General features: G+C 67.4%; 22 protein-coding genes. 10 read left to right on the top strand and 12 right to left on the bottom strand.

All coding sequences use genetic code 11. The features are described from left to right. Window positions 1-37: 37 nt before the first annotated feature. The 4 genes from BST40_RS13050 to mbp1 form a co-directional block, all read right to left on the bottom strand. Window positions 38-1,372 carry a cryptochrome/photolyase family protein gene (locus tag BST40_RS13050; RefSeq protein WP_083154458.1) on the bottom strand — a complete coding sequence of 445 codons (1,335 nt, stop codon included), beginning with the start codon at window positions 1,370-1,372 and terminating at the stop codon, window positions 38-40. A 7-nt stretch (window positions 1,373-1,379) separates the two neighbouring features. Beyond that, window positions 1,380-1,859, bottom strand: coding sequence for a TspO/MBR family protein (locus tag BST40_RS13045; RefSeq protein ID WP_075545841.1), 480 nt, complete (start codon window positions 1,857-1,859; stop codon window positions 1,380-1,382). Further along, complete coding sequence (locus BST40_RS13040) at window positions 1,852-3,963, bottom strand: MMPL family transporter (protein ID WP_244174374.1); 2,112 nt, start codon at window positions 3,961-3,963, stop codon at window positions 1,852-1,854. Before BST40_RS13040 ends, BST40_RS13045 begins: the two co-directional genes overlap by 8 nt. Window positions 3,964-4,132: 169 nt before the next feature. Then, window positions 4,133-4,366: a microaggregate-binding protein 1 gene (mbp1, locus tag BST40_RS13035; protein ID WP_075509453.1), complete on the bottom strand. Its 234-nt coding sequence runs from the start codon at window positions 4,364-4,366 to the stop codon at window positions 4,133-4,135. Between the two features lie 263 nt (window positions 4,367-4,629). Between mbp1 and BST40_RS29420 the strand changes: the two genes are divergently transcribed. Beyond that, on the top strand, window positions 4,630-4,857 hold the full coding sequence (locus tag BST40_RS29420; RefSeq protein WP_131808262.1) for a hypothetical protein: 228 nt from the start codon (window positions 4,630-4,632) through the stop codon (window positions 4,855-4,857). Here BST40_RS29420 and BST40_RS13030 read toward each other — a convergent pair. Then, on the bottom strand, window positions 4,841-5,236 hold the full coding sequence (locus BST40_RS13030; protein WP_075545881.1) for a hypothetical protein: 396 nt from the start codon (window positions 5,234-5,236) through the stop codon (window positions 4,841-4,843). The two genes, BST40_RS29420 and BST40_RS13030, sit on opposite strands and share 17 nt — an antisense overlap. 220 nt (window positions 5,237-5,456) lie before the next feature. Here BST40_RS13030 and BST40_RS13025 point away from each other — a divergent pair, with 220 nt between their 5' ends. Then, window positions 5,457-6,107: an SOUL family heme-binding protein gene (locus BST40_RS13025; protein ID WP_083154455.1), complete on the top strand. Its 651-nt coding sequence runs from the start codon at window positions 5,457-5,459 to the stop codon at window positions 6,105-6,107. A 15-nt stretch (window positions 6,108-6,122) separates the two neighbouring features. On the opposite strand, the gene BST40_RS13020 is transcribed toward BST40_RS13025, so the two are convergent. Further along, window positions 6,123-6,632, bottom strand: a complete 510-nt coding sequence (locus BST40_RS13020) for an STAS domain-containing protein (RefSeq protein ID WP_240316607.1) — start codon at window positions 6,630-6,632, stop codon at window positions 6,123-6,125. A 459-nt stretch (window positions 6,633-7,091) separates the two neighbouring features. On the opposite strand from BST40_RS13020, the gene BST40_RS13015 reads away from it, so the two are divergent. From BST40_RS13015 to BST40_RS13005, 3 genes are all read left to right on the top strand, one after another. After that, window positions 7,092-7,796: an Rv1815 family serine proteinase gene (locus tag BST40_RS13015; protein WP_083154454.1), complete on the top strand. Its 705-nt coding sequence runs from the start codon at window positions 7,092-7,094 to the stop codon at window positions 7,794-7,796. A gap of 107 nt (window positions 7,797-7,903) precedes the next feature. Then, the gene (locus BST40_RS13010; protein WP_075545846.1) at window positions 7,904-8,617 is read left to right on the top strand and encodes a catalase family protein; all 714 of its coding nucleotides are present in this window, start codon (window positions 7,904-7,906) and stop codon (window positions 8,615-8,617) included. Window positions 8,618-8,633: 16 nt separating this feature from the next. Then, a complete protein-coding gene (locus tag BST40_RS13005; RefSeq protein ID WP_083154466.1) occupies window positions 8,634-9,608 on the top strand; it encodes an SDR family NAD(P)-dependent oxidoreductase in 975 nt (324 codons plus the stop codon). Here the strand turns inward: BST40_RS13005 and BST40_RS13000 are convergent. The 3 genes from BST40_RS13000 to BST40_RS12990 all read right to left on the bottom strand — a co-directional run bounded on the left by BST40_RS13000 (window position 9,605) and on the right by BST40_RS12990 (window position 13,378). Next, window positions 9,605-10,849, bottom strand: coding sequence for a glycosyltransferase family 4 protein (locus BST40_RS13000; protein ID WP_075545847.1), 1,245 nt, complete (start codon window positions 10,847-10,849; stop codon window positions 9,605-9,607). The genes BST40_RS13005 and BST40_RS13000 overlap by 4 nt on opposite strands. A 127-nt stretch (window positions 10,850-10,976) precedes the next feature. Continuing rightward, window positions 10,977-12,557 (bottom strand): 1,4-alpha-glucan branching protein domain-containing protein, encoded by a 1,581-nt coding sequence (locus tag BST40_RS12995; RefSeq protein WP_075545848.1) that lies wholly within the window; start codon window positions 12,555-12,557, stop codon window positions 10,977-10,979. Then, window positions 12,554-13,378 (bottom strand): class I SAM-dependent methyltransferase, encoded by an 825-nt coding sequence (locus BST40_RS12990; RefSeq protein WP_083154452.1) that lies wholly within the window; start codon window positions 13,376-13,378, stop codon window positions 12,554-12,556. Before BST40_RS12990 ends, BST40_RS12995 begins: the two co-directional genes overlap by 4 nt. 271 nt (window positions 13,379-13,649) lie before the next feature. On the opposite strand from BST40_RS12990, the gene BST40_RS12985 reads away from it, so the two are divergent. Continuing rightward, window positions 13,650-14,450, top strand: a complete 801-nt coding sequence (locus tag BST40_RS12985; protein ID WP_075545850.1) for an electron transfer flavoprotein subunit beta/FixA family protein — start codon at window positions 13,650-13,652, stop codon at window positions 14,448-14,450. A gap of 35 nt (window positions 14,451-14,485) precedes the next feature. After that, window positions 14,486-15,442, top strand: a complete 957-nt coding sequence (locus BST40_RS12980) for an electron transfer flavoprotein subunit alpha/FixB family protein (protein ID WP_075545851.1) — start codon at window positions 14,486-14,488, stop codon at window positions 15,440-15,442. 52 nt (window positions 15,443-15,494) lie between these two features. Here BST40_RS12980 and BST40_RS12975 read toward each other — a convergent pair whose 3' ends face one another. From BST40_RS12975 to BST40_RS12965, 3 genes are all read right to left on the bottom strand, one after another. Beyond that, on the bottom strand, window positions 15,495-16,457 hold the full coding sequence (locus BST40_RS12975; protein ID WP_075545852.1) for an alpha/beta hydrolase: 963 nt from the start codon (window positions 16,455-16,457) through the stop codon (window positions 15,495-15,497). A gap of 79 nt (window positions 16,458-16,536) precedes the next feature. Next, complete coding sequence (locus BST40_RS12970) at window positions 16,537-18,342, bottom strand: flavin-containing monooxygenase (RefSeq protein ID WP_083154451.1); 1,806 nt, start codon at window positions 18,340-18,342, stop codon at window positions 16,537-16,539. Next, entirely contained in the window at window positions 18,335-18,973 is a 639-nt protein-coding gene (locus tag BST40_RS12965) for a TetR/AcrR family transcriptional regulator (RefSeq protein ID WP_083154449.1), read from the bottom strand. The genes BST40_RS12970 and BST40_RS12965 overlap by 8 nt, the downstream gene beginning before the upstream one ends. A 130-nt stretch (window positions 18,974-19,103) precedes the next feature. On the opposite strand from BST40_RS12965, the gene BST40_RS12960 reads away from it, so the two are divergent. The 3 genes from BST40_RS12960 to BST40_RS12950 all read left to right on the top strand — a co-directional run. After that, entirely contained in the window at window positions 19,104-19,955 is an 852-nt protein-coding gene (locus tag BST40_RS12960) for a GNAT family N-acetyltransferase (protein WP_083154448.1), read from the top strand. Then, on the top strand, window positions 19,955-20,839 hold the full coding sequence (locus BST40_RS12955) for a lysophospholipid acyltransferase family protein (RefSeq protein WP_082275270.1): 885 nt from the start codon (window positions 19,955-19,957) through the stop codon (window positions 20,837-20,839). The genes BST40_RS12960 and BST40_RS12955 overlap by 1 nt, the downstream gene beginning before the upstream one ends. 75 nt (window positions 20,840-20,914) lie before the next feature. Beyond that, window positions 20,915-21,439, top strand: a 525-nt coding sequence (locus tag BST40_RS12950; RefSeq protein WP_158084014.1) for an amidohydrolase family protein, incomplete at its 3' end; no start/stop codon positions are given.

The raw sequence follows: 21,439 nt of genomic DNA, 5'->3' as shown, positions 1-21,439 counted from the left end.
TTCTCCGAAAGCGAATCCGGGAAATACCGCGCGCCGGTCAGCCGATGCCACGGTAGCGGCGCAGCGCCTCGGCGCGCTCGGTGCCATGGTCCACGATCGGCGGCGGATACCCCGATGGGCGCTTGCCTGTCCGGAGGTGGACGTCGGCGGCCGCGCGCAGTTCGGGCACCCAGCGGCGTATGTAATCGCCTGAGGGGTCGAACTTCTCGCCCTGCGTGGTCGGGTTGAACACCCGGAAATACGGCGCGGCGTCGGTACCGCATCCCGCGCACCACTGCCACCCGTGCTGGTTGCTGGCCATGTCGCCGTCGGTGAGCTGCTCCAGGAACCAGGCCGCCCCCCATTGCCAGGGCAGATGCAGGTCCTTGACGAGAAACGATGCGGCGATCATCCGGACCCGGTTGTGCATGAACCCGGTCTCGCGCAGTTGCCGCATCCCCGCATCGATCACTGGAAACCCGGTTTCACCGGCCTTCCAGGCCTCGAAGACTCGTTCGGCGTGGGCGCCGGTGTCGGTCTGGATGGAATCGAAGTCACTGTTCCAATTGCGCCAGGCGCTGGCCGGGCGGTCAAACAGGACCGCGGCGTAAAAGTCGCGAAAAGCCAGCTCGCGCAGGTAACTTCGGGCACCGGCACCGCGGAAGTCCAGGCCGGCGACCATGGTCCGGGGGTGTATGGTGCCGAACTTCAGGTGCGCCGACATCCGGCTGGTGCCGTCGAGGTCAGGCCGGTCGCGATCCTCGGCGTAGCGTTCCAGTCCGTCGTCGACGAAGGCTCCCCACTCCCGAAGAGCCGCGGCTTCGCCCGCAGCCGGGTCAAGCGGCACACCGGGGTCGGGGATTTCGCAGTGTTCGACGGGCACTCGGGCCGGATCCAGCCAGCGCGCACAGTCGTGGCCGGTACGCGCCGGCGAGGGCCACCCCGCCTCGCTCCACCGGCGGAAGAACGGGGTGAACACCCGATATGGCGTCCCGTCGTCTTTGGCGACGCGCCCGGGTGGCACCAGATACGGCGATCCCGTCGCCACCAGCGGAACGCAGCCCAGCGCCGCGCGCACCCGCTCGTCGCGGCGCCGGCCGAACGGCGCGAAATCCCCGGAGATATGTACCGCCGATGCCTCGATTTCCTTGGCGATTACGGGAATCCGTTCTTCGGGCCGCCCGCGGGTCAGCAGCAGCCGGCCGCCCAGATCGTCGCGTAATAGCCGCAGCGAATCGCCCAGATACTGCAGGCGGCGCCGGCCGGACGACGCCTCCAGACGCGGATCGAGGACAAAGCAGGCGAGCACCTCGTCGTCGGCGGCGGCAGCGGCTAGCGCCGGATGGTCGCGCAACCGCAGGTCGCGACGAAACCACAAGAGCGCCCGCGTCATCGGGCGGTCAGCGGTTGAGCCGCCAGAGGTGGGTGGCCAGCACGGTGGCGAAGGCCGTCCACACTGCGTAGGGAAGCATCGCCAGCCCCGCGCGTCGATCTGCTCCGGCGGTCCGGCGCACCAGGTCGGCGCTGCTGGTCGCCAAGACCGCGGCGCCCACCGCGGACGCGCCGAGTTTGTGGAACCGGAAGAACAGCCAACTCCATCCGCCGTTGAGCACCAAGTTGATGCCCAGCGCGGCGACATAGCGGCGCGCCTTGTCGTGGTGTCCCGCTGCGCGCAACCGGTCGAGGGCCACCGCGGAACTGAGGGCGATGTCGCCGTAGAGGGTGGTCCAGACCATCGGGAAGGCGATGCTTGGCGGCTGGTACCCGGGCTTGCGAAGCCGCGCGTACCACCCGGCGGTGGATCCCGGGCTGGCGATGCTTCCGGCACCCGCCGCCGCGGTGACGGCCAGCCCGGTAGCGGTCAGTGTCGACTTATTCATCCAATCCTCCATTCGCCGGTGAATAGGCTGAATCATGTTGATATCTAGCCATATTCGGGAAATTTGGCCACCAGATACGATCACCGATCAGGGTGAACACAGCCGGGATCACCAGCGTGCGCACGACGAAGGTGTCCAGCAGGATTCCCAGCCCCACGATGATCCCAATCTGGGTCAGCGCAATCAGCGGCAGCACGCCCAAGACGCAGAAAACAGCGGCCAATACGATTCCCGCGCTGGTGATGACGCCGCCGGTGGCCGACACCGCGCGGATCATTCCGTCGCGGGCGCCGTGGTGTGCGGCTTCCTCGCGGGCGCGGGTGACCAAGAAGATGGTGTAGTCGACCCCGAGCGCGGCCAGGAACAGGAAAGCGAACAACGGGGTGCTGTTGTCCAGTGCCGCGAATCCGAAGACGTGCATGCTGGCCCAGCCACCCAGTCCCAGTGCGGCCAGCGCGCCGAGAATGGTCGCGGCCAGCAGGGTAGGCGGCGCCAACGCGGCTCGCAGCAGTACGTACAGCACGAGCAGGATGACCATCAGGATCGCCGGAATCAGCACCCTGCGGTCGTGTGCGGCCGCGTCGCCGACGTCGAGGGCTTGGGCGTCGGCGCCGCCCACCAACGCACCGGGGGATACCGCGGCGGTCGAATCGCGCAGTGCTGCAACGATACTGAACGCCTTCTTGGATGCCGGCGGCGCATCGATCACTACCGACCATTTCGCCAACCCGGTCGTCGACCTAGCCGACTCGGTCGCCGATACCACTCCGGGTGTGGCGCTGATCGCCTGTTGCACCTGCGGCACCTGTGCGGCGGGGGCCACGACGATCGTCGGGCTGGCCAGTCCGGCCGGAAAATGCCGGTCGACGATGTCGAACCCGGTCACCGAATCGGCCTTGACCCGGAATTGCTCGGTCTGCGACAAACCGGTGCGGGTGCCGAGTAACCCGGTGGCCAGCAGGACCAGCAGGGCGAGGGTGGCCGCCGCGACCAGGGCGGGGCGGCGGGCAACCCGTTCGGCGACGCTGTGCCACAGTCCCGATTCGAGGGTCGCGCCGGCATCCGGCTCCGGGATGAAGGGCCAAAACAGTCGCCGGCCGCTCAACGCCAGCAGCGGCGGCAGCACCACCAGCACCGACACCGCGGCGACGAGCAGTCCGCAGGCCGCCAGCGCACCCAGGCTGCGGGTGCTGGGAGTAGCGGCAAAAAGCAGCGTGAGCAACGCCAGCACCACGGTGGCGTTGCTGGCGACGATCGCCGGCGCGGCCATGCGCACCGCGCGGCGCAGGGCGCCGCGGTGTTCCGCGTGTCGCCGAAGTTCCTGGCGATAACGCGAAATCAACAACAGCGCATAGTTGGTGCCGGCGCCGAAGACCAGCACGCTGGTGATCCCGGAGGTAGCCCCGTCGAAGCTGAGCCCGGTCACCGAGGCGACCGCGGTCCCGGCAGCCGCGGCAAGTCGGTCGGCGAACCCGATCACCAGCAGCGGCAGCAGCCACAACACCGGCGATCGGTAGGTCGCGATCAGCAGCAGCGCGACCACGGTTCCTGTGACAGCCAGCAAGGTGACATTGGCGCCGGAGAACGCGTTGGCGATGTCGGCGCCGAACGCCGGGCCTCCGGTGACGTGGGCATCGAGATCTGCCGGCAGCCCGCGGTGCGCGGCGGCGCGCAGCGACGTGACCGCGTCGGTGAGTTCCAACCCGGAAAGGCCGGTGCTGATCGGCACCACCCCGATGGCCGCTTTGCCGTCGGCCGATACCTGCACGGGCAGCGGTGCCGGCGGCGCGCCCGGTTGGGCAGCCGCCCGCATCCGATCGCGGACTTGTTCGGCGGCTTTGAGATCGGCGCCGTCCAGGACGGCGCCGTCGGCGCGGCGGGTGAGGACCACCAGCAGCGGAGCGCGGTCGCCGCCGGGGAACTGAGCCGAGAGCGCCTCGACTTTGGCCGACGCGGAGTTGCTCGGCAGCGATTGCGGTGCCTGACCCGCCGCGGCATTGGGGCCGATCAACACCATGAAGCCGACGCCGAACAGGACAACGCCCAAGGTGATCAGCCATGACCGCCTACCGGTCACCGCAGCCGCGAGCCCGTCCCACACCACGCCGGCAAGCATTTCAATTTTTAAGTATTAAGCAAACTAACCACTATGGCGGCCCGGGTCCGGCCGCGTGGCGGCGACCGCAGAACAATGCTCGAATACGTTGTACGCCAATGCAAATCGACGGTGGGCCCCGGCCAGGAATTCCGGCCGGGCCCACCGTGTCGACGAACTACTGGTTGGCCTGCTGCCGTTCTTTTGCCGCCTTCGCGCCGGCACGGGCCGATTCGGCCGCAGCCTCCTTCTTGGCGGCCTGGCGTTGGGCGTCGGCCTTGTCCTGCTGGGCCTTTGCTTCCTGCGCAAGCCGATCATTGCCGGTCACCAAACCGATGACTTGCTTGATCGCGCCCTTGACGCCCTCGACTATGCCGCTGACGGCTTCCAGGGGTCCACTTCTGCTTGCCATTTCTGCCTCCCGCTGATTTCTCGATTCGGCGGCATTACCCCGCCCTCGACCTCAGTTTCCCGTTGAGTCTCGAAAGGAAACCTTCGCGGACCCCCGGGTCGCCCGTCGAGGCCAGCGAAATGCCGGCGGAGCTCCGCAGACGGGTGCGGCAGGGTGATCGTCGTCTCCGGCGCGACCCTGAAAGACCGCGGCCGGCCGGCCCGCCGGTGAACGCGGTGCTCCGGCCGGAGTTTCGCGCTGCTGCTAGCGGGTATGTGGGTGGGGTGAACGCGGGAGAGGCAGCCCGGCGCGTCCGGCGCGCAGAGCGCACCGTGCTGCGGGTGCAACGGCGACTGTGGTTGGCGCAGCTGGTTCTTCCGGCGGCCGCGATCACCACGGCAATCGTGGTATCCGTGGCGGCATGGTCGATGTGGCAACGGACGTCTCGTCAGCGCCGGTCCGAAAGCCCTTCCGCGGCGGCCCGGCCCGCCGCGGCTACCGAATGCCCTTGAGCGCGGCCACCAGCCCTTCAGGGTCTGCGACGGTCACCGTCAAGGCCGAGTGGTCGCGCAGTCCCAGCACCCGGTGAACAGGCGGTTCGAAGTGGACGCACACCCCGGCCCGCGCGTTCGTGCCGAAGGTGAGTCCGTCATCGACCATCGACAGCCGGGGGCCGACCGCGGTCCACCATCGATACGGACCGGTGATATGCGCGTCGCGGACGCTCGACAACGGCGCTTCGACACGAAATGGCCCGTAGCGAGCCAGAAAACGGCCGTCGTCCGTCAGCGTCACGCCCTGGCGTCCCGGCCACCGAAACGGAAGCCACATCGCGGCAAGGCGAGGATCGTAGCGATAGGGAAAGTGTTGTCCCCGGTTCTGCGGTTTCATTGCCCGGCTCCCGTCTTGCGCCTTCGCGCCACCGCTGTTCGTACCGAGGCTACTGGCCGTCGCATCGTGGTCTACACCGGCTCCGGCGCGGTGCGCGGCGTTTTGCCGGAAAATAGGATTGCTGCGGAAAAAGAGACTGCCATTCGATATTTTCAGAGCCGACACGTCGGGCTGGTCCGCGCCGTTAGGCCGTGAAGCACACGAAAGGTAGGTCCGCAGCATGCTGGGATGTGTCGCGCCACTGCTGACCCAGGTCGTCGAGGCGGCCGGCTCGGTCGTCGGGGTGCGGGTCGGGACCGAGAAACCGCCCCATACCGTAGAGCAGCTCCACGGCGGACTTCAGATCCGCCGCTACGGCCCACGAATCGCGGCCGAAGTCGTCGTCGCCGATACCGAGGAAGGTGCCCGCAATCGCGGATTCCGTGCACTGGCGGGCTACATCTTCGGTGCGAATCATGCGAATTCGAAAATCGCGATGACGGCTCCGGTCAGTCAGCAACGGGCCGGCGGAGCAGCCGGCCCGGGAATGCGCATCGCCATGACGGGCCCGGTAGCACAGCAAGCGGGCGGCGACGGCGCCTGGGTGATCCGGTTTTTCATGCCGGCTAAATGGAGGCTGGATACCCTACCCACGCCGGACGACGAATCCGTCGAACTCGTCTCGGTACCGGCGCAGGATTATGCCGTGCTGCGTTTCAGCGGTGACCGCGGACCCGGCGCCGTCGCCGCACACACCGACGAATTGCTCGGGCTGCTCGACGGCACCGAGTACGCGCCGGCCGGTGCTCCGGTGGCGTGGTTTTATGACCCACCGTGGACGCTGCCATGCTTGCGCCGCAACGAAGTTGCCGTACCGGTGACGAGGCGGTGACCGCCGCGGGCAGTTCTAGCGACGATCTCCGGAGACTTGCGCGAGCGGGGTTTGGCGCTGCGGTTCGCGTTGTTTGACCAGTCCGGCAAGGAACTGACGGCGCGAGCGGATGACGTCCTCGATCAACTGCAGAGCCTCGGCAACCGAATCGGCAACAGGCAGACCGTGATTGATGACAATCCGCAGTAGCGGACGCATCGCAGGACCCGCGATCACGCTGCAGTGCAGGCCGGCTTTGTGGTGTTCGTCGTTGAGCACCAAAAGAGCCCGAAAACCGTCAACGCTGAGGAACTCGAGGTGGCTCAGATCGAGTATCAACGGCGCCTTCACCCGCGCGAAGCGCCGAATTTCGTGGGCAATGCGCTCGGCGTTCGAAGCGTCGATCTCTCCGTCGATGCGCGCAATGGTGGCCAGGCTGCGCGCGTAAACGCACAGTCGTGCCCCTGCGCAGTCGACCACATAGCGGCAGCGGGGTTGTTCTGGTGGGCTGATAGCCCCTAAAGCAGTCATATTCTTCGAGCCCATCGAGTGTGGTGGTGGGCGCGGGAGCTACAGCCTTTGGGACACCGCCCCCGCGGTGGTCAGCTGTGAACTCAACCTCGTCGAAAAGCCTAATGCCGGCAGCCGCGACGCGGTGGCCGTAGGCGGACCCGACGCGAAGCCCGGGGCAGCGATTAAATGCCAGCGGCACAACAGATTTCGGCAGAGCCACCGAGGTCGGGCAACCACGCCGAGTCTTCGCTTTTCGGCTACTGCCCCCCTAACCACTTCGCCTGTTGACCTTCGACCGCGGGCCCGTAACCGACCGCTCTGCGACCAGATCGCCGCCGGAAAATGTACTCGCCACCGCCCTGGTGTTTCTGCGATATTTGGGTTTCACCGCGCCGGAAAAGGGGTAATCTGAGCCCGCTAGGCGGCTTGTACAGCCTGGAATTGACGGTTGCGGAAGTTGCCCTTGTGGAGACGAGGAATGGTAGCGGCCAAATGGAAACCGTGTGGTACGGATTTCGCCATTCCGCGGTAGCTATAGCGATCGCGTTGGTGGTGCTCAGTACACCGGCGCCCGCTGCGGCCAAACCCGGTGTCACGGTATTTCCGGGCATGGAAATTCATCAGGGCGCCGTGGTGTGCACGGTGGGGTTCGTCGAACCGCGGCTGCGGATCGCGGTGAGCGCCGGCCGCTGCGACGAGGGGGCCACCGTGACCGACAGTAAAGGGAACGTGGTCGGTAGCGTGATGCTCGCCCGGCGCGACACCGTCAACGAACCCGCGGCAGCCGACTCCGCAGCGGGCGTCGAATACGAAGTCATCACACTGGCACCCGAGGTGATCGCCTCAGAGCTGTTGCCCGGCGGCCGTCAACTGCAGTCCATCCCGGGATTCAGCGTGCAACCGGCGCTGCCGGTGTGCCATGGCGGAATATCCTCCGGGCACGTCTGCGGCCGGGTCAGCTCGGTCGGTAACGACGGGTTTGCCATTGCCGACATGACCGCAGACCAGCGCGAGCTGGGCGGGCCGGTATATACACTGACCGACGACAACCGCGCCGTCATTGTCGGACTGCTCGACGGGGCGCGCGGCTCGACGCTGTGGGCCCAGTCCTGGCAGGCGGTCATGCGGCAGCTCTACATCGACGCACGGTCGGCTGGCCCGATACAGCCGCCCTTGGGACACACCATCGGCCGGTGAACGACCCAGTTCGAACCGGGACAGACCCGAAAGTAGCTGCGCGGCAACGATGACCGGCCGGCCCCGAGTGCTGGTTTCGCAATCCCGAGAAGGGGAACCCGGCGCGGATGACTGTTTCCGACTTCGTCGCTCGGCCTTTTCAGTGGGGATCCGCGATCCGCGGTAGTCGAATCTTCCACCCGGTCGGCGTCATCGCGTCAGGTTCGATCGAACGCGTTGCGCCGGCGTCCACCGGGCTTCCGGTGCCGTCGTCCGACGTCGTGGTCAGGGTGTCAAAAGCAGGCGGCACGCCCGGGTCCCTGCCCGACTTCATCGGGCTGGCGCTGCGGGTCGCGCCCCCGCGGGTCGACGCGACACCGTGGGACATCCTGTTGGTCTCCGCGGGATCTGGTGTCCTGAGCCGGGCGCTGGCGCTGCGGCCGGTCACATCGTGGACGGGCCCACCCATGACCACCCTCATGCCGTTGCGCTACCGGGCAAAGTACTGGTGGCTACGAGCGCGAATACTGACCGATATCAATGGATTCGGCCTGTCTCTCGGCGATGTTCGGGAACGAATCAACGACGGTGGCGTCGAACTGGCCCTCGACCAAGCTTGCGGCAGAGCCAATTTCGAGAAGGTGGCGCACCTGAGGCTGACCAGTGTCGCCAGTCCGGGCCCGGGTAACGACGTGTCGTTCGATCCGGTGGTCAACACCGTGCCCGGGTTGCGGCTGTTTCCGGGATGGCTGGCGGACCTACGGGGCCGTGCCTACGCGCGAAGCCGTGACGGCCGACATGCCGGCGCAGCCGCCGGCGGGTGCCGCTGCCACGGGGGATAGGGAAGTATGGGGCGGTATGAGCGTTTTCGGCCGGCTGCGCCCGCTGCTCGACACGGCCCTCGACCGGACGATCGTGCCCGGTTACACCCGCATCGGCTATCGGCTTCGCCGATCGGGCTGGTCCGGTGACCCGCCGCCGGGTGCGCTGCGGGGCCGCACCGCGCTGGTCACCGGCGCCAATCGCGGCCTGGGCAAGGCCGTCGCCGCGGGTCTGGCCGGGCTGGACGCGACCGTACTGCTGACCGTTCGCGACCGCGAGAACGGTGAGCGGGCCCGCGACGAGATCGTCGCCGAATCGGGCGCCGACGTGCGGGTGGAGGTGTGCGACGTCTCCGACCTGGACGCCGTCCGCACCTTCGCCGCCGACCTGCGCACCCGGGTGTCGCGGCTGGACGTGCTGATCCACAACGCCGGATTGCTGCCCGCGACCCGCGACGAGACCGCCGATGGCCACGAAATCACTTTGGCCACACATGTTTTGGGGCCGATACTGCTGACCGAGCTGCTGGCTCCGATGCTGGCTGCCTCCGACGACCCGCGGGTGATCCTGATGTCCTCCGGCGGGATGTATACCCAGTCGCTGCCCGTCGAGGACCCCGAATATCGCATCGGTCGCTACCGTGGCGCCGTCGCGTATGCCCGCACCAAACGGATGCAGGTGGCATTCACCCCGATCCTGGCCCGCCGCTGGGCCGACCGGCACATCCGCGTGTATTCCATGCATCCGGGTTGGGCCGATACTCCGGGCGTTGCGTCGTCACTTCCGGGTTTTCGCGCCGTCACCGGGCCGCTGCTGCGCACCCTGGAGGAGGGCGCCGACACCGCCGTGTGGCTCGCCGCGACCAGTCCCGCACCACCGACCGGCACCTTTTGGCACGATCGCCGGCTCCGACCCGAGCATTACCTGCCCTGGACCCGTTCCAGTGACCGCGATCGCGATGTGCTGTGGCGGTATTGCGCGACAGCGATCGGCCTGGATGGTGTGGACTAGCGGTCCGGCAGGGCGTGCTCGGCGATCGGCAGCCGGGGCAGTGGCTGCCGTTCGCGGCGTTTGGCCGCCAGATACACCTGAGCGGTCTCTTCGGCGACTGTCCGCCAATCGAAGTCGGAGGTGAGCCGGTCGCGGGCGGCGCGGGCCCGCTGCTGCGCGGCGGCCGGGTCGGCGAGCACCGCGGACACCGCGGCGGCCAGCCCCGCCACATCGCGGGGCGGACACGATATCCCGGTCACCCCGTTGATCACCGCTTCGCCCAGGCCGCCGATGTTCGACGTCACCAGCGGGGCGCCGGCGGCGGCGGCTTCCAAGGCGACCAGCCCGAACGGCTCATAGTGGCTGGGGAATACCGCCGCGTCCGCTCGGTGTAACACCGCCAATAGTTCGGTGTGGTCGAGGTGTCCGACGAACGTGGTTGCCTTGAGTACCCGGTGCTTACGGGCCTGCTCGACCAGCCAATCCCGTTGGGTGCCTTCGCCGGCGATAGTCAGGGTGGTACCCGGGTGGGCTCGCCTGATCCGCGGCAGCGCGGCGATGGCGTCGTGCACACCCTTCTCGTATTCCAGCCGGCCGACGTACAGTAGCTCGGGCGCCCCGGTGCGCGCGCGTCGGACCGCGAATGGCCAGCGCGCCGCGTCAATACCGTTGCGGATCACCGTGGTTTCAGCCAGGCCCGGACCGAAGAGCTCGGTGATCTCGTCGCTCATCGACGCCGAACACGTGATGATCGAATCGGATTCGCGCACCAGCCACGACTCGACCGCGTGCACCTGACGACTGATCGTTCCGGCGACCCAGCCGGAATGCCGCCCGGCTTCGGTCGCGTGAATTGTGGAAACCATTGGCACGTCGTAGAACTGGGCGAGCGCGATGGCCGGATGCGCCACCAGCCAGTCGTGGGCGTGCACGACGTCGGGACGCCACGGCCGGTCGGTGCCGTGCCTCTTGAGCGACAGGCCGGCCCGGATCATCGCATGACCCATCGCCAGGGTCCAGGCCATCATGTCGCTGCCGAAGCTGAATTCGTGCGGATCCTGTGCGGCCGCGATCACCCGCACCCCTTCGCTGACCATATCGGACGACGGGTGGGTGCTGGGGTCGGTGCCGGCGGGCCGGCGGGACAGCACGACGACGTCGTGACCGGCCGCGGCCAATGCGGTCGACAGATGGTGCACATGGCGGCCGAGCCCGCCGATCACCACCGGCGGGTACTCCCACGACACCATCAGGATTTTCATCGAAACGGCCCCCCATTCCGTCGCCGAAACTGCAACCACAGCGCGGCTTCGACCCCCGAATAGACGCTGAGCGCAGGATGGATGCGGCCAGCGCAGTCTCGGCGGCCCGGCGGACCCGATAAAGCCGTCATCGGGGCAGCCTTCGGGCATCAAGAGCGCCGAACAGACCGTCGGCGCGGTTCCAGCCATCGGCCAGCCGCTGCGCGTTGTCGCGCCTGCCAGAAGCCAGCGCCCCGGCGATCTCTCGGGTCGCATGGGCGTGCAGATGCGCGCGATACCGGGCATAGTCGGCGGCCGAGTCCTTGCTCACCATGAACGGCCAGTCGCTGGAGACGGTCAGCAGCGTCTCGCGCAGGATCTGATCGGCGACATGATCGCGGGGGATCGGCCCGTCCAGCGATGCCGTCTGCGCCAAAGCCTTGTCGACGGTGGTCAACGCGGTGTCGACGACTTCGGAGTTGAGCTGGACCAGGTCGGCCACCTTCTCGCCGTTCCACACCTGCCAGTCTTTGCCGGAACCCCAAGAGCTGGGCGGTAATTCGACCGGGTCGCCGACGAACCCGTCATCGAGCGCGTCGAGCAGCGTGCCGACTCGCACCCCGGCGGCCGGCAACGCCCGCAACACCCGCGCCAGCCATGTCGGCCCCTCATACCACCAATGGCCGAACAATTCGGTGTCGAAGGCGGCGATGACGTGGGCGGGCCGCCCGATCCGCTCCGACTCGGCGATCAGCCGCCCGCGCACCAGGTCGACGAAGTCGGCGACATGAACGTCGACCGCACGATCGGCCCGCTCGGGGTCATAGGGCGCCTTGGCCTCCGAGGGCACATTGCGGCCGGTGACTCGGGCCGGCTTGAGACCCGTCAGATGGTCGTAGGTGTGGAAATCGCGGTACGCCGCGTGTCCGGGGTAACCGGATTTCGGCGACCACACCCGATAGCTGACCTGCAGGTCACGCCCGAACGCCACCACGTCGGTGTCGCCGACCGGCCGGCCCAGCGCGGTGTCCCCGTGCAGCGACGGCCCGTCCACCATGAAGTGGCTGACTCCCGCGGCGGCGTAGTCGTGCTCCAGGCCCGGGGCGTAGGCGCATTCGGGCGCCCAGATTCCGGTCGGGCGTGCCGCCATCCGCAAGCACGCGTCGGCCAAGCCTTCGCGTAACGCGAACTCGCGCAGCCGGGGATTCAGCAATGGCTGGAAGGGATGCGCCAGCGGCCCGCCGAGCAGCTCCACCGCGTCGGCGTCGATCAAGCCGCGCAGCAGCGGACTGCCGCCGTGACGCCACAGCGTCGCGAAGTGCTCAAGTGCTTGGTCCGCCTCGATGCACTCGCGAATACCGAACGGCCGCAATGCTTCCGGCGTGCATGATTGATAGTGCGCCGATTTCGAGCGCGGCGCGCCCCGCACGCTGGTGGCTTCGGTGGCGCGCAAGCGCCAGTTGGCCAGCCAGTGGTGCATCCCGCTCAGGCAATAGGGGTCGTCGAGCTGGGCGTTGACCACCGGGGTCATGCCCAGAGTGATCAAGCCCCTGCGGTCTTCGCCGGCCAACTCCCGCAGCACCCGAAACAACGGCAGGTAGGCGGCCGACCAGGATTGGTAGAGCCACTCCTCGCCGACCGGCCACCGGCCGTGGTGGGCCAGCCAGGGCAGGTGGGTGTGCAACACCAGGGTGAACATTCCGGGCACCCGGCTTGCGGGTGCGTTCACGGCCGCACCGCGATTGCGATCAGGTCCAGGCTGTCGTGAATGTCGCGGCTGTCGTCCTGGTTCACCATGTCGAAGTCGTCCGTGGTGACCGCCGCGACGTCAGCGGCCAGCTCGGCGGGCCACGGCGCGTCGGCGACCGCCCGCTCGATCTGGGCGTCGATGATCGAACCGCCGTGGCGGGCGTCCATGTCGCGCAACCGCGGCCCATGAAACAACCCGTACATGGCCACCTCGGTGAAGCCCCCGTTGACCAGCAACTCGGTGAGTTCGTCGGCGTTGAGCTCGCGGGTGTGGAAGGGGTTGATCGGGGTGTCGCGACCGGGGGAGAAGGTGATCCGATTCGGGGTGGACATCATCAACAGGCCCGACGGGCGCAGCACCCGGGCGCACTCCCGAACGAAACCGCTCTGGTCCCAGAGATGCTCGATGACCTGGAAGTTGACCACGACGTCCACCGACGCGTCAGGCAGCGGCAGCTCTGCCAGGTTGGCCTGCATCACGTCGACCCGGGGATAGCGGCTGCGAACATGTGCCACGGCGGCCTCGTCGTAGTCGATCGCGACCACCCGACGGGCCACAGTGGCGATCAGGTCGGCGCCGTAGCCCTCGCCGCACCCGGCTTCCAGCACGTCACGGCCCGCGCAGCGGGGCGCCAGCCGCTGATAGACGACCTCGTGGCGGCGGAACCAGTAGTTCTCGACGTCCAGGTCGGGGATGGTCCGTTCACCCGTCAAGGTGAGCACCGTCGGGGTCGTCGGAGAGACCGCCGGCGGGGAGTCGGTCGGGGTGTTTCGGGGAAGGCCGGGGACGAATGCGCTCATTGCTAAGGCAGGCTAACCCGTAGCGCCCGATTCGCGAACCGCGCACCGGCTAGCGGCGGCCCGGCAAGGATGCGGCAGGTGCCGACCAGCGAGCCGAGGGGCCCCGTTTGCCGGGGTGACCGGGCAATCCGGCAAGTACGACCCGCTATGGTGTGGGGGCAGACCGCAAAAAGTTACCGCCTAGTAACATGCCTGTGCGGTTGCGAAACCGCGTGACCGAGTCCGGCTGACGAGCGCTGCCGGACGCCTTCGAGGAGGACGAGCCACACTCATGACAAACATCGTGGTCCTGATCAAGCAGGTCCCGGATACCTGGTCGGAGCGCAAGCTGACCGAGGGTGACTGGACGCTCGACCGTGAGGCCGCCGATGCGGTCCTGGACGAGATCAACGAGCGCGCTGTGGAAGAGGCGCTGCAGATCCGGGAGCGGGAGGCAGCCGACGGCGTCGAAGGGTCGGTGACGGTGCTGACCGCGGGCCCCGAGCGTGCCACCGAGGCGATTCGCAAGGCGTTGTCCATGGGTGCCGATAAGGCCGTGCACCTCAAGGACGACGGGATGCACGGCTCCGATGTCATCCAGACCGGGTGGGCGCTGGCGCGTGCCCTGGGCACCATTGAAGGCACCGAGCTGGTGATTGCGGGCAACGAGTCCACCGACGGCGTGGGCGGCGCCGTGCCGGCCATCATCGCCGAGTACCTGGGCCTGCCGCAGCTCACCCATCTGCGCAAGCTGTCGGTCGAGGGCGGCAAAGTTGTCGGTGAGCGCGAGACCGACGACGGTGTGTTCACCCTCGAGGCCACCCTGCCGGCGGTGGTCAGCGTCAACGAGAAGATCAACGAGCCACGCTTCCCGTCCTTCAAAGGCATCATGGCCGCCAAGAAGAAAGAGGTCACCGTGCTGACTCTGGCCGAGATCGGTGTCGAGGCCGACGAGGTGGGGCTGGCCAATGCCGGGACCGCGGTGTTGTCCTCGACGCCCAAGCCGCCGAAAACGGCCGGTGAGAAGGTCGCCGACGAGGGCGAGGGTGGCAACCAGATCCTGCAGTATTTGGTCGGCCAGAAAATCATCTAAACCAGCGCTATTCCGAGACGAGAGCGATATAACCCATGGCTGAAGTACTGGTGCTCGTTGAGCACGCTGAAGGTGCGCTGAAAAAAGTCACCTCCGAATTGATCACCGCCGCCCGGGCGCTGGGCGAGCCGGCGGCCGTCGTGGTCGGCGCCCCGGGCACCGCCGCGCCGCTGGTCGACGGACTGAAGGCGGCCGGTGCCGCCAAGATCTACGTCGCCGAATCAGATGTCGTCGACCACTACCTGATCACGCCGTATGTCGACGTGCTCGCGGCGCTGGCCGAGTCCTCGGCCCCGGCCGCCGTGCTGGTGGCCGCCACCGCCGACGGCAAGGAGATCGCCGGCCGGCTCGCCGCCCGGATCGGGTCCGGCCTGCTCGTCGACGTGGTGGACGTCCGAGAGGGTGCAGTGGGCGTCCACAGCATCTTCGGTGGCGCGTTCACCGTCGAGGCGCAGGCCAACGGCGATACCCCGGTGATCTCGGTGCGCGCCGGCGCCATCGAGGCGCAGCCGGCCGACGGCGCGGGTGAGCAGGTCAGCGTGGAAGTGCCGGCTCCCGCCGAGAACGCGACCAAGATCACCTCCCGCCAGCCCGCGGTGGCCGGTGACCGGCCGGAGTTGACCGAGGCCACCGTCGTGGTGTCGGGTGGCCGCGGTGTTGGCAGCGCAGAGAACTTCAGCGTGGTCGAGGCGCTGGCCGACTCGCTCGGTGGCGCCGTCGGCGCATCCCGTGCCGCCGTCGACTCCGGCTACTACCCGGGCCAGTTCCAGGTCGGTCAGACCGGCAAGACGGTGTCGCCGCAGCTCTACATCGCGCTGGGCATCTCCGGAGCGATCCAGCACCGCGCGGGCATGCAGACCTCCAAGACCATCGTCGCGGTCAACAAGGATGAGGAGGCGCCGATCTTCGAGATCGCCGACTACGGCGTGGTCGGCGACTTGTTCAAGGTCGCTCCGCAGCTGACCGAGGCGATCAAGGCCCGCAAGGGTTAGCAACCCGCCGGGTCTTGGCGATCCCGGCGCAAGCGGACGATCGCAAAGTGCCTTAGATGGTCCGCAACCGCCGCACGCGGCCGGCGATCACCCGCCGGGAAACCGCGGCATTGGGAGCCATGCTTTCGAATGCGTGCGGACAACCTGGATACACATGCAATTCGGTTGGCACGCCGGCCACCGCCAGGCGGCGCGCGTAGGCGACGTCCTCGTCCCGGAAGATGTCGAGGTCACCCACGTCGATGTAGGTGGGCGGCAGCTGCTTAACATCGCTCACCCGCGCCGGAGCCGCATAAGAACTGACGTCATCGGTGCCGGCGCTCTGGCCCAGTAGGGCCTGCCAGCCGGTGATGTTGTCGTCGTAGGTCCAGGTAACGAACGGCACCAGTTCGGGGTCGGGCAGGCAGGTGCGATCGTCGAGCATCGGATAGATCAACAGCTGCTGGGCGATTGCGGGGCCCCCGCGATCGCGAGCCATCAGGCACACCGCGGCGGCCAGCCCGCCGCCGGCGCTGTCGCCCATCACGGCCACCCGGGCCGGATCGATGCCCAATTCGTCGACGTGGCCGTGCAGCCATTCCAAGGCGGCAAAGCAGTCGTGCACCGGGACGGGGTGCGAAACCTCCGGTGCGGTGCGATAGTCGACGAGCAACATCGGCACACCGGAGTCGGCGACGTAGCGTCGCGCGAGCCAGTCGTAGAGGCCGCCCAGTTCGCGCATGCCGAAAATCATTCCGCCGCCATGCAAATAGAGCACGGCACTGCCGGGTGGGGGCTCCGTCGTCGCGCGGTACCAGTGCAACGTCAGTGTCGCACCGTCGTCGGTGGCTACCGCGTGGTGCTGCACCTCCACACCGGCTATCGGCGGGCGGGTGGCCATGAGCTGATCGACGGTGCGCTTGCTGTTGGCCCTCCGGGTCGCCACATCGCCTACCGGCGGCGGCTCGGACTCGGCCCCGCCCGCTTTCAGCAACGCCAGCTCGGCGAGCACTTCCTGGTCGATCTGCAGGCCCACGGCGGTCAGGTGCGAACCGGGTCGATGGTGATCCGGGCGCCTGGGGAGCCGTACCGCGAGGCGTCCAGCGTGCCGTCGATCATGACGCGACTTCCTGCTTGAGGGGCGACGACGTCCGCTTGGCGAGACCGTCGAGCTGGCCTGCGTCCCGCCACGCCGTGAGGATGTCGGTGTATTCCGTTGGGCTGCCGAAGAAAAAGCTGTCCTGCCGCAATCTGGCGCTCACCTGGCCCTCGCGGTTGTAATAGCCCGGGGTGCACGCCTCCCGCCGTCCGGCGATCACGGTCGAGCGCTGCACCACCGCGTCCACCCAGGCTTGTTCGGCTTCGGCGGTCGCCTCCACCTCGGTAACATCGTGCTGCAGCGCCCACGCGATCACCCAGGCGACCTGCTGGGACTGAGTGTCGATCAGGTACGGAAAGTTCACGGTAAAGCCGGACTGGGCAATGCTTTCGATGAAGCAGTTCGGAAAGCCGTGCACGTGCAGGCCGTGGAAGGTGCGGATACCGTCGGCCCACTTGGCGGTCAACGTCAGACCGTCGCGACCGATCACCTCGAAGCCGGTTCGCTGGGAATACTCGGTTCCGACCTCGAACCCGGTGGCGAAAATCAAACAGTCGAGCGGGTATTCGACGCCCTCGGCGATGACACCGTGCTCGGCGATTTGTTCGACACCCTTCCCGTGGGTATCGACCAGGGTGACGTTGTCGCGGTTGAAGGCTTGCAGGTACTCGTCATGGAAGCAGGGCCGCTTGCAGAAATACCCGTACCAGGGTTTGAGCGCCTCGGCGGTGGCGGGATCGGTGACGATCGAGTCGATACGTGCCCGGATCTCTTCCATTTTCGCGAAATCGGCCAGCTCCAACGGTGATGCCTGGCCGGGCCCCGCGGACGCGTTGTGGCGCACGATGGGCAGGTTCTTGGTCAGGCTGGTCCACGCGTCGTCGACCAGGTCCTCGTCGCATTCGCCTCCGGCGGTGAGGATTTGGAAGTTCTCGATGCGACGCCGCTGCCAGCCCGGCTGCAACGAGTCCGCCCAGTCCGCGTCGGTCGGCCGATTGGCCCGCACGTCCACCGTTGACGGGGTGCGTTGGAAGACGAACAGCCGCTGCGCGGCCTCAGCCAGACGGGGCACGCAGTGGATCGCCGTCGCGCCGGTGCCGATAATGCCCACCCGCTTGTCGGAGAGCCTCTCGAGATTTTTACCGGTGTAGGTGTAATCCCAACGGCTGGTGTGAAATGCGTGGCCGCCGAAGGTTGTTATGCCGTCGATGCCGGGTAGCTTCGGTTTCTGCAGGTATCCGTTTGCCATCGCCACGAACCGGGCGCGGATCGTGTCATGCCGGTTGGTGGCGATTATCCAGCGGTAATCGCTTGGATCCCAACGGATCTCGGTGACGTCGGTGCTCAGTCGGGCGTTGCGGTAGAGGTCGTAGTGCTCGGCGATGTGCCGGCAGTGGGCGAAGATTTCGGCTCCCTTGACGTACTTCTCAGTCGGGACGTAACCGAGCTCCTCGAGCAGCGGCAGGTAGATATAGGACTCGACGTCACAAGCGATGCCGGGGTAGCGATTCCAGTACCAGGTGCCGCCGACGTCGGCCGCCTTGTCGATGAGCCGGATATCGTCCACGCCGAGTTGTCGGCACCGCGCACCGATGAGCAGTCCGCCGAAACCGGCGCCGATGATCGCCACGTCGGTCGTTTCGGTGATCGGATCGCGGGAGAAGTCGGGATCAGCCCACGGGTCGTCGCCGAAACGGGCGAATGCGCCCGCGACTTCCACATATTGGCGTATCCCGTCCGGTCGCAGGCGCTTGTCGCGTTCCTGTTGGTATTTGGCGCGCAGCGCATCGGGGTCGAATCCGTTCCCGGCGAACTCACTCATGATCGACCTCTCCGCTGTCTTGGGTGTCTTGGGGTTCTGCGGCCAGCCCGCGGCGTACCAATCGCAGATAGGCGTCGACGACTTCTGCCTCCCGGCCCGCGTCGGTGACCAGGTCCTCGAGGAACCGGTGGGCCCCGACCAAAAAGTGTGCCTGCGCGGCGATCTCGACGTCGTTCATCGCCCGCACCGAGCCGGCCGCGATGCCGTCGCGCAGCCGCGCCGAAATCAGCTCGACCCAGGCGTCGATGCCTTGGCGATACAACTCGGGCTCGAGAAACCTGATCTCGTCGACCAACCGGATATGCCCGGGGTTGCTGCGCACGTAGTCGACATAGGCCAGCAAGCCGGTGCGGTGACGTTCGAAGAAATCACCGCCGTGCTGCGCGGGTTGCTCTTCGAAGGCGGCCAGCCGCGCAAAGAAATCCGACATGAGCTTGCGCATCGTCGCCCGCAACAGCTCGGCGCGCGAACCGAAGTGGTAGTGCAGGTTTCCCACCGCGGTGTTGGCCCGTGCGGCGATTCCGGTGACCGATGCGCGGTGCAGTCCGCGTTCACTGGCCTCGGCCAGCGCGGCGTCCAAAATCGAGGCGCGCGTCCGGTGACGTTTTGCGTATCCGGGAACGTGAGCCATGGCACAAGATACTGGATCAATTTTCAAAATTCGGCAAGGATTCGGTGCTGCGACATGTTGTCACCTGACGTGCACCGGCCCGTCACAGCGTCGATGCCGATTAGCTGACCGGCTACGCCACGTTGGTGCCATGAGTATCGCTTCTGTCCTCATACCCAGCGACAAGCCGAACGATCCGGCGACCGGATCATCCTCGGGACCACGCTATTCCCTGTTGCTGACTACCGACGACGCCCTGATCGAGGCCGCGCAACGACTTCGATACGACGTCTTCAGCAGCACGCCCGGGTTCGCGGTGCCGTCGGCCATCGATCGCCGCGACGTCGACCGGTTCGACGAGTACTGCGACCACCTGCTGGTCCGCGACGACGACACCGGTGAGCTGGTCGGCTGCTACCGGATGTTGCCGCCGGCGGGTGCCATCGCCGCGGGAGGACTGTACACCGCCACCGAATTCGACGTCCGCGCATTCGACCCGCTGCGGCCGTCGTTGGTCGAGATGGGCCGCGCGGCGGTGCGCGACGGTCACCGCAACGGCGCGGTGGTGCTGCTGATGTGGGCGGGCATCCTGGCCTACCTGGACCGCTGCGACTACGACTACGTGACCGGCTGCGTGTCGGTGCCCGTCGATGCGGGCCCGAAGAGTCCGGAAGGTCACCCACCCGGAGCCCAGATCCGCGGGGTGCGCGACTTCGTCCGGGTCCGGCACGCGGCGCAGTACCGGGTGTACCCATACCGGCCGGTGCGCATCGCGGGCAGCGGCCTGGACGACATTGCCCCGCCGCGGCGTCCGACGGTCCCGCCGCTGATGCGGGGCTACCTGCGGCTGGGCGCGAGGGTATGCGGCGAGCCCGCGCACGACCCGGCCTTCGGAGTCGGCGATTTCTGCGTGTTGCTGGACAAGCGTCACGCCGACACCCGTTACCTGAAGCGGCTGCGATCGGCGGCGGCGGCCTCAGAGATGGCCGGCGGGGCGCGCTGATGAACACTGCCGGGCACTGCTGGCTGCCTCGCGCATCATGTGATGTCAGCTGCGTGGGCCAGGGCGACACCGCCAGTCTTGCGCGGCTGCGGGTGGCACTGCGCTTGACGCTCGCGCTGCTGTTGGCGCCGGGCCTGCCCCTGCTCGGGGTGCCACTGCCCGGTCGCACCCACGTGCAACGCGCCTACTGCCGGTTGGTGCTGCGCTGTTTTGGCGTCCGGATCACCCTGTCGGGCAACCCGATTCGCAACCTGCGCGGCGTTCTGGTGGTCAGCAATCACATGTCGTGGCTCGACGTCTTCGCCATCGGTGCGGTATTGCCCGGGTCGTTCGTCGCCCGGGCCGACATGTTCAGCGGACCCGCGATCGGGATCCTGGCCCGCCTGCTGAAGATCATCCCGATCGAGCGGGCCAGCCTACGCCGACTGCCAGAGGTGGTCGACACCGTCGCCCGAAGGCTGCGCGCCGGTCAGATCGTCGTGGCCTTCCCGGAGGGCACTACCTGGTGTGGGCTGGCGTCGGGCAGCTTTTACCCGGCGATGTTTCAGGCCGCCGTCGACGCCGGGCGTCCGGTGCAGCCCCTATGGCTCACGTATCACCGCGTCGACGGCAGCGTGTCGACCACTCCGGCCTACGTAGGCCAGGACACGTTGGCACGGTCGGTGTGCCGGGTGCTCGCCGTGCGCCGCACGGTGACCCGGGTGCATGTCGGGTCCCTGCAATTGCCGGGTACCGATCGCCGAACCTTGGCCGCACGGTGCCGGTCTGCGGTACATGCGGGGGCACAGCTCCCGGGTCACCGGCCGGCGCTGGTGGCTCGCGGCCTTGAGCGCAACGCCTTGACCGGTTGCGGTGACACGCCGAGAACCGCGGCCACAGGGTAGGTTTGGCGAAGCGCGCCGTTCGCCGCCCAACTGTTGTCGCGGAAGGGGAAGACGTTGGCTGACAAAGTCATTGACATGTGGGCGCCGATCGTGCCGGCTGCCGAGATCATCGACGACCTGCGTGCCGGTTTTCCGTCCGAACAACTCCGGTATCTCGAAGTGTTCACCAAGACGCCACTCACCGCCGAGCAGTTCAACGCCTACGCGGAATCGCTTCGGCGAAGCGACGATGACATCCTTGCCCAGCTCGACGCCGCCGGCATCCACCAGAGTCTTATCACCGGCTTCGACGAACGCTCCACCTGCGGCGTGACGTTCGTGCACAACGAGTCAGTGGCCGCGCTCGCCGCCCGACACCCGGATCGGTTCATCCCGTTCGCCGGCGCCGACATCATGGGCGGCGCCGCGACGCTCGACGAATTCGAGCGCTGGATCACCGACCGTGGATTCCGCGGACTGAGCCTGCGGCCTTTCATGATCGGTCGACCGGCATCAGACCCCGCATACTTTCCGTACTACGCCAAGTGTGTCGAACTCGGGGTGCCGCTGAGCATCCACACGTCGGCCAACTGGACTCGGACCCGGCCCAGCGACCTCGGA

Origin of the sequence: Mycobacterium persicum (assembly GCF_002086675.1) — a bacterium.
GTDB classification, from domain to species: Bacteria; Actinomycetota; Actinomycetes; order Mycobacteriales; family Mycobacteriaceae; genus Mycobacterium; species Mycobacterium persicum.
This window is presented reverse-complemented; position numbering and strand designations above follow the sequence as displayed.

Bases quoted from the DNA above. Each gene is read 5' to 3' on its own strand.
- BST40_RS13010 (WP_075545846.1), top strand. From the start codon at position 7,904: ATGACTGTTTCCGACTTCGTCGCTCGGCCTTTTCAGTGGGGATCCGCG.
- BST40_RS12970 (WP_083154451.1), bottom strand. From the start codon at position 18,342: ATGAGTGAGTTCGCCGGGAACGGATTCGACCCCGATGCGCTGCGCGCC.
- BST40_RS12985 (WP_075545850.1), top strand. From the start codon at position 13,650: ATGACAAACATCGTGGTCCTGATCAAGCAGGTCCCGGATACCTGGTCG.
- BST40_RS12980 (WP_075545851.1), top strand. From the start codon at position 14,486: ATGGCTGAAGTACTGGTGCTCGTTGAGCACGCTGAAGGTGCGCTGAAA.
- BST40_RS13030 (WP_075545881.1), bottom strand. From the start codon at position 5,236: ATGAAACCGCAGAACCGGGGACAACACTTTCCCTATCGCTACGATCCT.
- BST40_RS13020 (WP_240316607.1), bottom strand. From the start codon at position 6,632: ATGGGCTCGAAGAATATGACTGCTTTAGGGGCTATCAGCCCACCAGAA.
- BST40_RS13015 (WP_083154454.1), top strand. From the start codon at position 7,092: ATGGAAACCGTGTGGTACGGATTTCGCCATTCCGCGGTAGCTATAGCG.
- BST40_RS12960 (WP_083154448.1), top strand. From the start codon at position 19,104: ATGAGTATCGCTTCTGTCCTCATACCCAGCGACAAGCCGAACGATCCG.
- BST40_RS12955 (WP_082275270.1), top strand. From the start codon at position 19,955: ATGAACACTGCCGGGCACTGCTGGCTGCCTCGCGCATCATGTGATGTC.
- BST40_RS12965 (WP_083154449.1), bottom strand. From the start codon at position 18,973: ATGGCTCACGTTCCCGGATACGCAAAACGTCACCGGACGCGCGCCTCG.
- mbp1 (WP_075509453.1), bottom strand. From the start codon at position 4,366: ATGGCAAGCAGAAGTGGACCCCTGGAAGCCGTCAGCGGCATAGTCGAG.
- BST40_RS13000 (WP_075545847.1), bottom strand. From the start codon at position 10,849: ATGAAAATCCTGATGGTGTCGTGGGAGTACCCGCCGGTGGTGATCGGC.
- BST40_RS13050 (WP_083154458.1), bottom strand. From the start codon at position 1,372: ATGACGCGGGCGCTCTTGTGGTTTCGTCGCGACCTGCGGTTGCGCGAC.
- BST40_RS13045 (WP_075545841.1), bottom strand. From the start codon at position 1,859: ATGAATAAGTCGACACTGACCGCTACCGGGCTGGCCGTCACCGCGGCG.
- BST40_RS13005 (WP_083154466.1), top strand. From the start codon at position 8,634: ATGAGCGTTTTCGGCCGGCTGCGCCCGCTGCTCGACACGGCCCTCGAC.
- BST40_RS12990 (WP_083154452.1), bottom strand. From the start codon at position 13,378: ATGAGCGCATTCGTCCCCGGCCTTCCCCGAAACACCCCGACCGACTCC.
- BST40_RS13025 (WP_083154455.1), top strand. From the start codon at position 5,457: ATGCTGGGATGTGTCGCGCCACTGCTGACCCAGGTCGTCGAGGCGGCC.